At 51.2% G+C, this 7,826-nt stretch carries 8 protein-coding genes; 2 read left to right on the top strand and 6 right to left on the bottom strand.

The features are described from left to right. Nucleotides 1-33: 33 nt before the first annotated feature. The 6 genes from FKP33_RS26225 to coxB all read right to left on the bottom strand — a co-directional run bounded on the left by FKP33_RS26225 (nt 34) and on the right by coxB (nt 5,401). Nucleotides 34-498: a DUF420 domain-containing protein gene (locus FKP33_RS26225; RefSeq protein WP_127608990.1), complete on the bottom strand. Its 465-nt coding sequence runs from the start codon at nt 496-498 to the stop codon at nt 34-36. A gap of 44 nt (nt 499-542) precedes the next feature. Next, a complete protein-coding gene (locus FKP33_RS26220; RefSeq protein ID WP_127608989.1) occupies nt 543-1,421 on the bottom strand; it encodes a cytochrome c oxidase assembly protein in 879 nt (292 codons plus the stop codon). Between the two features lie 121 nt (nt 1,422-1,542). After that, the gene (locus FKP33_RS26215) at nt 1,543-1,860 is read right to left on the bottom strand and encodes a cytochrome C oxidase subunit IV family protein (protein WP_127608988.1); all 318 of its coding nucleotides are present in this window, start codon (nt 1,858-1,860) and stop codon (nt 1,543-1,545) included. 1 nt (nt 1,861) lies between these two features. Next, nucleotides 1,862-2,485, bottom strand: a complete 624-nt coding sequence (locus FKP33_RS26210) for a cytochrome (ubi)quinol oxidase subunit III (RefSeq protein ID WP_127608987.1) — start codon at nt 2,483-2,485, stop codon at nt 1,862-1,864. Beyond that, on the bottom strand, nt 2,482-4,293 hold the full coding sequence (gene ctaD / locus FKP33_RS26205) for a cytochrome c oxidase subunit I (protein WP_155614721.1): 1,812 nt from the start codon (nt 4,291-4,293) through the stop codon (nt 2,482-2,484). The genes FKP33_RS26210 and ctaD overlap by 4 nt, the downstream gene beginning before the upstream one ends. Before the next feature lie 70 nt (nt 4,294-4,363). Then, nucleotides 4,364-5,401, bottom strand: coding sequence for a cytochrome c oxidase subunit II (gene coxB, locus FKP33_RS26200; protein ID WP_127608985.1), 1,038 nt, complete (start codon nt 5,399-5,401; stop codon nt 4,364-4,366). Between the two features lie 417 nt (nt 5,402-5,818). Between coxB and FKP33_RS26195 the strand changes: the two genes are divergently transcribed. Beyond that, entirely contained in the window at nt 5,819-6,526 is a 708-nt protein-coding gene (locus FKP33_RS26195; protein ID WP_230876097.1) for a YhcN/YlaJ family sporulation lipoprotein, read from the top strand. A 171-nt stretch (nt 6,527-6,697) separates the two neighbouring features. Further along, the coding region (locus FKP33_RS26190) for a DEAD/DEAH box helicase (protein ID WP_141336761.1) at nt 6,698-7,826 on the top strand (1,129 nt) is incomplete at its 3' end.

The following is a 7,826-nucleotide window of genomic DNA, read 5'->3' as shown; positions in this document are numbered from 1 at the left end:
ATTGCCCTTGAGGAAGGTCTTCTTTCTTTCTGCTTATAGCCCGAAGATTGCATCGATCATCGGTTTCGTTTCGCCGCCCGGATACAACACATACAGCAGCGTGTACACCGCGACGCCCGTCGGTGCAGTCAACAGCCACATAACGGCTGTCCAGCGCCCGATTTTCTTATGTTTGGCAAAACGCTCATTAAACGCATGCAGCAGCGTTACGATACCGAAAACGCCCGCAGCGGTAGCCAGCGCTATATGGAAGAACAAAAATAAATGATACGCCAGCTTCAGCTCTTCCGGACCGCCGAAGCTTGTGTTGCCGACAAAAATCGTGCGGCTCGCATAAATCAGAAAGAAGGCAAGCGCGAAGCCCGCGCCCCACAACATCAGCTTCTTATGCGTATCCCGGTTGCCCTTAACAATATGATACCATCCGAATGCAACGAATATCGCGCTTATGACGATAAAGCTCGTACTGATCGTAGGCAGCAAAACGGAAAGCTTCATAAACTAGTCCACCACCATTCGCAACTCAATCTATTCGATATAGCTTAGGCTCGGTTCACATTCCCTGACGCCGGATAATAATCATCGTCCGCAAACTCTTCCTCATCCTCGCGTTTACGTTCCCTTCGGTACCAACGGTAGAACGTGTAGCCGAGTGCCATGCCGTAAACGATTTCCTGGACGATTTTCATGATGACTCCGCCCAACTGCTGATCGTCGAGCATCGGGAGCAGCAGATGATACTCGGGCACAGCCGAATACATCGCGTACATCGGGTCTTTGGCGAAAATAATGAGCGCACAAGCGGGCGTTAGCAGCACCCCATTGATGAAAATGTACGCCATTCTCTTCAGCTCGGACATCCGGCTGTACTCGGGCATCGGGCAAAACACAGGAAACCAGAGCATAAACGCCGACAGCAAGAAGACCGCCTTATAGAGCGTGAGAATCGTAGGATGAGTCATCAACCAATCCATCACGACCGGGATATGATAAACCGAAAAAATAAAGTTGAACAAAAACAACGCAAGCACGGGATTGGTCATTATATACACGACACGCTTAGCCGTTTCCCCTTGGATCGCGGAGCGCATAAGCCATCCCGGCAAGCCGAGCAGCAGGAGCGGCGGCATAATTAAATACAAGATGGACTGCTGAAACATGTGCACACTGAAAAAATAGTGATGCCCGTAATAGGCCAGCGGGCTTCCTTCCGCGGCATACCATAGGATTAAACCAAGCCAACCGTACAGCTGCAGCTTGAGGGGTACGGGTTCGCTGTCCGCAAACCGATGCCGCCAAGCGTTAACGCATAACGTATACAACACACCGACAACAAGCAGCAGCAGGAGCAGGCCTGGGCTCCACAACTCGGCAAACGTTCCCGCTGCTCCATGTCCTGAATGGGAAACAGTGGAATCCATATCGGTTAACTCCTTTCGGGCGTAGCCCCAAATTCGAGTCTGTGTCTGATTCGTGAATTTTTTCCCAAAGTATTTTAAAAAAGAGGGGCTTTCAATAATGACAAGCCGCCTCTCTTCTATCTTACCACCAGAGCCAGTAAACACCGGCCGCAACAGCTGTAAGTGCAACAAACGTTCCGAATGCTAACCCGATGATCGGGAAAAAGTGGCCCCGATCCTTCATGTGCATCCAATAAGCAAGCTGGAAAATGACCTGGACAACGGCCAAACCAACAAGGAAGAAGATAATAAACGTGCGATCCAAACCGCCGTACAGAACTACGGCGAAAGCCAGCATGGTCAACACGATCGAAACAATGTACGAAATGTAATGGTTTCGAGGTCCTTCCAAACGGTGACGATGATCTCCAGCCGAAGATGATTGGTGCTGATTACTCATCTTATGGACCCACCTTTCCGAGGAGGTATACGACCGTGAAGATGAATACCCAAACGACGTCGATAAAGTGCCAGTACAAACCGGCTACGTAATACTTAGGCGCCGTAACCACGGTTAAACCTTTTTTGAACCCGGAAATAATCAACAAGGTAATCCAAAGCACACCGAAGGCAACGTGCGCTCCATGAAACCCTACCAACGTATAGAACGAAGTAGCGAAGGCGCTCTTCGAGAACGTGTGGCCTTCGTGCACGTAGTGAACAAACTCGTAAATTTCAAGACCCAAGAACGCCAGACCGAGCAATACGGTTACTGCCATCCACGCTTGCAGCTTCTTGAACTGATTGCGGTGAAGCGCCATCGTGGCAAATACGCTGGTCAACGAGCTCGTCAGCAGGATGAACGTTGAAATCGCAACAAGATCCATCGTGAACAAATGCTGAGCCGTCGGACCGTCCGGCACTTGATTCCGGAGGGCGATGAAGGAAGCGAACAACGTACCGAACAGTACGCATTCGCCGCCAAGGAACAACCAAAAGCCCAAAACTTTATTCTTACCTTCCAAGGTTGCTGTTTCCGCGTGAGGTGGCAGGGCACCGCCTACTTCATGATGTGCTGCACTCATGCCTTAACCCCCTTATCGTTTAACTCTTCGGGCTCGATATGGAAGCCGTGATCGTCATAGACGGAACGGAAGAACATACATATGAGCGTAAACCCGATACCGAGAATACTTACAATATAAATGTGGTACATAAAGCCATAACCGGCGATAAACAAGCCGAGCGACATCAGGAAAGGCAGAATCGAAGGCGACGGCATATGAATCGAGCCCAGCGGCTCGGCCGGCGTCATCTCTTTGTTGCCCGCCATTTTCTCTTTCCAGAACGCATCGTAACCGCGTACGAGAGGCGTTTGTTTGAAGTTGTATTCCGGTGCCGGGGACGGAATCGTCCACTCGAGCGTACGAGCATCCCAAGGGTCTGACCCTGCATTCATCGGTTTTCTGGCAGTAGCCGCGATATTGATCAGGAACACGATCATACCGATACCCATCAAGAAAGCGCCAATCGTACTGATAAAGTTACCTTGTTCCAAGCCAACGCCCGGCTGGAATGTAAACACCCGGCGCGGCATCCCCATCAAGCCGAGGAAATGCTGCGGGAAGAACGTCATATGGAAGCCGATGAAAAATGTCCAGAAGTGGATTTTGCCCAGCGTTTCGTTCAACAAGCGGCCAAACATCTTCGGCCACCAGTAGTACGAAGCCGCGAACAAGCCCAAAACCAAGCCCCCTACGATAACGTAGTGGAAATGCGCAACGACGAAATACGTGTCGTGGTACTGGAAGTCAGCCGCCGGTACGGCGAGCATAACGCCCGTTACGCCACCCATGGTGAACGTCGGAATAAACGAAGTGGCGAACATGTTAGCTGTTGTAAAGCGAATTTGACCGCCCCACAGCGTAAACAGCCAGTTAAAGATTTTGACGCCGGTCGGAATCGCGATCGCCATCGTCGCAACCCCGAATATGGCATCCCCGACAGGGCCAATACCCGTTGTAAACATGTGATGCGCCCAAACCATGAAGCCCAGGAATCCGATCAAAGCCGTTGCGAATACCATGGAGCTGTATCCGAACAAACGCTTACGCGAGAATGTAGCTACGATCTCGGAAATAATACCGAAAGCCGGCAAAATCAAGATATAAACCTCAGGGTGACCGAAGATCCAGAAGATGTGCTCCCAGAGAATCGGATTACCGCCCTTCGCAACATCAAAGAAAGCACCGCCAAAAATCCGGTCGAACATCAATTCTACAAGACCGACCGTAATGGCAGGGAAAGCGAACAAAATCAGCAACGATGTAATGAACGATGCCCAAGTGAACATCGGCATTCTCATATAGGTCATGCCCGGGGCACGCATATTAATGATCGTAACCAGGAAGTTGATCCCCCCGATCAGCGTACCGATACCGGCAATCTGAAGACCGAGCACGTAGAAGTCAACGCCCTTGAATGCCCCCGTAGCATCTACAATACCGGAGAGCGGCGGGTAAGCCGTCCAGCCGGCGGCAGGTGCGCCGCCCAAAAACCAAGACGTATTGAGCAATAAGCCCCCGAAGACGAAAAGCCACAAACCAAGTGCGTTTACGAACGGGAACGCAACGTCCCGGGCCCCAATCTGCAAAGGAACGATGGCATTCATAAAGGCGAAGATGACCGGCATCGCCGCCAAGAAAATCATGGTCGTACCATGCATGGTTGTTAATTGGTTGAACGTATCGCCGATAAAAATCTTTTGATCCGGATAAAGCAACTGAATACGAATCAAAATCGCTTCGATTCCGCCCAGTAAGAAGAAAATTCCGCCGGCGATCATATACAGAACACCGATCTTTTTATGGTCAACCGTCGTCAGCCAGTCCATCAGACCGGTGTGCCGTTTTACCTTGTGTGCGTGAGCCACGTATTTAACCTCCTTTTTCCCTGATGCTCGTTTACTGAGGCAACTTCAGCGAATTCAAATATTTAACCAAGTCGTTGATCTCTTGATCCTTAAGCGCTTTAGCTACATTCGGCGCGCCTTCGGAAAACGCAGGCATCTTCGCACCCGGCTTCACCGATTGGGGATCTGCGATCCATTGCTTCAAGCTCTCTTCGTTATGCGGCATAATGCCGGCTATTTTCTCGCGTGAAGCGAAACCGTTCAAGTTCGGTCCTGCGCCGAGCCCTTGCGCGTTGACCGCGTGACAGGACAAGCAGTTGTCTTTAAAGATCTGCTCTCCGGCTTTGGCGTCTGCAGGAATTGCCGCCGGCGCTTTCATCTTCGCAACCCATTGATCGAACTGAGCCGGTTCCATCGACTTGACTTTGAAATCCATCAAGGAGTGGGACGCACCGCAAAGCTCCGCACATTTACCCAAGAATGTATCCGCATCGTCGGCTTCCAAGTAATAAACGTTCGTCAAGCCCGGGTTCGTGTCCATCTTACCGCCGAGCGAAGGAACCCAGAAGGAGTGTTTCACATCGGAAGCAGTTAGTTCGAAAGCGATTTTCTTACCCGTTGGAATAACCAGATCCTGTGCCGTGGAAATGCCCAGCGACGGATATTCAAACTGCCACCAGAAAGCATGAGCCGTTACTTTGACCGTAAGCGCATCCTTGTTTTCACGGTGGTCCTCCAACACCTTGAAGGTGTATTGAACCGTCGGCACCGCCAGAACCAGGAGCAGGATAATCGGAATAACCGTCCAAATGATCTCCAGCGTATGGCTGCCTTCCACTTGTTTCGGAATGATGTCTTTCTCGCCTTTTTTCTTTCTAAAACGAACCAAGACATACAAATAAATCGCAAACACGACAACGACGACCGCAATCATGATCCCGAAGCTGAGTTCCATCAGGAACATCTGATCTCTGGCCACCGGACCCCTTGGCTTCAAGGCGGAAATCGTATCGTCCCCACACCCCGTTAGCAGCAGCATCATCAACCCGAAGAGAGGGATGAAACGCCACAGATTTTGCCATCGAATCATCTTATCAATCCCACCTTATGAAGCAAGTATTTTTCGAACAAAATAGGTCATATCTTGTCAATGAACCTAATTACCATTATAACTATAAATTCGTCCCTGTTTTTTGTCAATGAATCTGGGAAAGTTCACAAAACGTTCGGAAGTCTAGGTTTATCAAGCTTTTCGAGGCTTTCGGCTTCTTTGTAAAATGTGTTTTTGCCGACCTCTCGAATGGCGCAGACCCTCACATACGGTTCTATTAGGTTATTTCCATAAAGCGGCCGGTTTATGCATGTTTTGGACTCCCGTACAGGCGAATCAAAACACATTCGGAGACCCATTCTAATGTCAAGGAGCAGCAGTCGCGTCCAGCAGAACACAATCTGCATTCTATCGTTTGCAATGCGCTGATTCCTATTCATGAAGGAGGGCTTTCGTTTGCGTACTCTTCGATCGATATCCGTGGCCGCCATAATGATGCTTTGCCTTATTGTTACCGGCTGCTTCAGTTGGTACGACTACAACAGCGCCAATAACTATGGAAGTAAAAGGGATATGCCGAGACAGGACACGTCCCGCGCTTATCAGACCCAGCAGCAATACGCTCCCGTCACGCATCAAGTGTCCAAGCTGGAGATGAACCAGCACCTGTCCGATCAGGTAGCCGCCATGGACGGCGTCAGCAGCGCAATCGTCATGATGGGCGATAACACCGCTTATACGGCCATAACGATTGATATGACAGCTACCGGAACGCGAGGCGGCGATGTGAGAGGAACCGAAACCAATAATTACGGTATCGTGAAAGGGTTATATAATCCTTATACCCCAGAGAACGACTATGCGGATCCGAACCAGCTGATTACGGGAAGCGGCGCCGAAACGGAAATGCATCACGAGCATCTCTCCCATCTGTTCAAGCAAAAAATCGCTGAAAAGATTCGTTCGCTGCAGCCTAGTGTGACGGACGTGTATATCTCCGCCAATCGTACGGTTGTCAATGAATTTAACCGCATCGCTCAAGAGAGCTGGCAAGGGCGTTCGCTGGAGCCCTACCGACCGCAATTCATCCAGCTGATGGAGCTTACCTTCGGAACGGCCCCGACCATACCGAATCAAGCGGAAGGCAACGGACGGGAATATTAGCCGCGTCGAGCGGACTGCACATGGCCGATGCGCGGCGTGTGCAGTTTCTTTTTGTACAGGATTGCTGTAGAATGCTTTATTAATAAGAAGTAATTATTTCAGAAATGGTCCGCAGCTGCCGTACCGGCCGCTATCGGGCGCATTCAAATCGGTTCTATAGGAGATATTATAATGAAGAAAAATGAATTCGCCGCTCTTGGTATCGAGGACAACCTCGCCGAAGCTTTGCACAAATTCGGGTATGCTGAGCCCACCCCTATCCAGAAGGAAGCCATCCCCGCCGTTCTCTCAGGCGCCGACCTGATTGCGCAGGCGCAAACCGGAACAGGTAAAACGCTCGCTTTCGTCCTGCCGATGCTGGAAACGGTACGTCCCGAAAGCCCGAACGTGCAGGCGCTGATCGTAACGCCGACCCGAGAGCTGGCGATTCAAATAACGGATGAAGTCAAGCGTTGGGCGTCCTTTAAAGAGCTGAGCGTGCTATCGGCTTACGGCGGACAAGACGTGGAAAGACAAATACATAAGCTCGAGGGCAGCGTACATATTATAATTGCAACGCCCGGCCGCTTGCTCGATCATATCCGCCGCGGCACCGTTAAACTGCATAAGCTGTCGATGCTGGTGCTGGATGAAGCCGACCAAATGCTGCATATGGGCTTCTTGTCGGAAGTGGAGGAAATTATCTCCGTTACCCCATCCAGGAGACAAACGCTATTATTCTCGGCCACTATGCCTCCGCGTATCCGGCAATTAGCCAAGGAATATATGCGGCCGCCTGTTGAAATCGAAGTGAAAGCGAAACGCGTGACGCTGGATGAGATCGAACAAGTCGTTATTCAAACGACAGACCGCGGGAAGTTCGAGGCGTTATGTAAAATTATTGACGAAGAAAATCCGTATCTCGCGATGGTTTTTTGCCGGACGAAGCTGCGGGCCAGCAAGCTGCGCACCGAGCTTGCCGAGCGAGGGTATTCCTGCGATGAGCTGCACGGGGATTTGACGCAGGCCAAACGCGAACAGGTGATGAAGCGGTTCCGCGACGCCAAAATTCAGCTGCTCGTCGCCACCGATGTGGCTGCGCGCGGGCTGGATGTGGAAGGCATTACCCATGTCATCAACTACGATATCCCGCATGACGCGGAAAGTTATATTCACCGCATCGGCCGCACCGGGCGAGCGGGTCAGACCGGCAAGGCGATGACGTTCGCCGCTCCGCGAGACGGGGCTTATCTGGAGCTGATCGAGCGCGGAATTAAGGCGACGCTGTCCAAGCGCTCAGGCCGCGGGCAGCAGGCGGATG

The sequence above is a fragment of the Paenibacillus sp. tmac-D7 genome, from assembly GCF_006519665.1.
Classification (GTDB): domain Bacteria; phylum Bacillota; class Bacilli; order Paenibacillales; family NBRC-103111; genus Paenibacillus_G; species Paenibacillus_G validus.
The sequence above is the reverse complement of the archived record's forward strand: the minus strand, read 5'-3'. Positions and strand labels throughout refer to the sequence as shown.